This is a genomic window from Actinotalea ferrariae CF5-4 (assembly GCF_000603945.1).
Lineage (GTDB): Bacteria > Actinomycetota > Actinomycetes > Actinomycetales > Cellulomonadaceae > Actinotalea > Actinotalea ferrariae.
This window is the reverse complement of sequence record NZ_AXCW01000495.1, coordinates 1-1,130: the sequence shown is the minus strand read 5'-3', so window position 1 is coordinate 1,130 and position 1,130 is coordinate 1. Positions and strand designations below refer to the sequence as shown.

The window sequence follows — 1,130 nt, the reverse complement described above, 5'->3', positions numbered from 1 at the left end:
CGGGACGCTCTCTTCAGCGGCTGCCCACCGGGTTCCCGGCTGTGGCTCTCATCTGGACTGCGGCCCGTCGGACACCGTGACGAGGCGTGGCTCAAGAGGGGACTGCCCAGCTCGTAGTAGCACTGCCCGCCTCGTCGTCCTACCCGGTTCGAGGAGAGCAGGAGATGCTGTGGCGTGCGTGATCATCGGAGTTGATCCCCACAGGCTGTCGGCGACGATCGAGGTCGTCGACCAGCACGGAGACCTACTGGGGTCGGGCAGGTTCACCACCGACAAGGCCGGCTACGCGTTGATGCGCAGCTATGTAAAGGCCTGGCCCCAGCGCGTGTGGGCGGTCGAGGGCGCCAACGGCGCCGGCCGCCCGTTGGCCCAGCGGCTGGTCGAGGCCGGTGAGCAGGTCCTGGACGTGCCGGCCAAGCTCGCTGCCCGGGTCCGACTCTTCGACACCGGTCACAACCGCAAGACCGACGCCCTGGACGCGCACTCCATCGCCATGGTCGCGGTGCGGACCTCGGGCCTGCGGGTCGTGGCTGCTGACGGTGAGCTCGAGGCGTTGCGGATGCTCACCGACCGCCGCGACGAGTTGGCCCGGCTGCGGGTGCAGATCGTGAACCGCCTGCAGCGGCTGCTCGCAGAGCTGATCCCGGGCCAGCGCAAGAAGGACCTGTCCGCCGCGCAGGCCAAGGCGATGCTGTCCACCGTGCGACCCCGAGACATCGCCGGGAAGACGCGTCGGCGGATGGCGGCGGAGGAGATCGCCGACCTGGTCGCGGTCGACACGAAGCTGAAGAAGATCAAGGCGGAGCTGAAGGCCGCGGTCCTGGCACGAGGCTCGAGGCTGCTGGACGTCTACGGCGTCGGACCGGCCGGCGCGGCCCGGATCCTGGCCGACGTCGGTGACGTCGCCAGGTTCGCCGACCGCAACCGGTTCGCCTCCTGGACCGGGACCGCGCCGTTGGACGCCTCCTCCGGTGAGCAGATCCGCCACCGGCTCTCCCGCGCTGGCAACCGGCGGATGAACCACGTCCTGCACGTCGCCGCGATCGTCCAGCTGCGCCACGACACCGAAGGCCGCGCCTACTACCGGCGCAAGCTCGCCGCCGGCAAGACCCCGATGGAAGCACTGCGCT

At 70.2% G+C, this 1,130-nt stretch carries 1 protein-coding gene; it reads left to right on the top strand.

Annotated elements, in window-relative coordinates:
• Positions 1-169 precede the first annotated feature (169 nt).
• The coding region (locus N866_RS18995) for an IS110 family RNA-guided transposase (RefSeq protein WP_034229819.1) at positions 170-1,130 on the top strand (961 nt) is incomplete at its 3' end.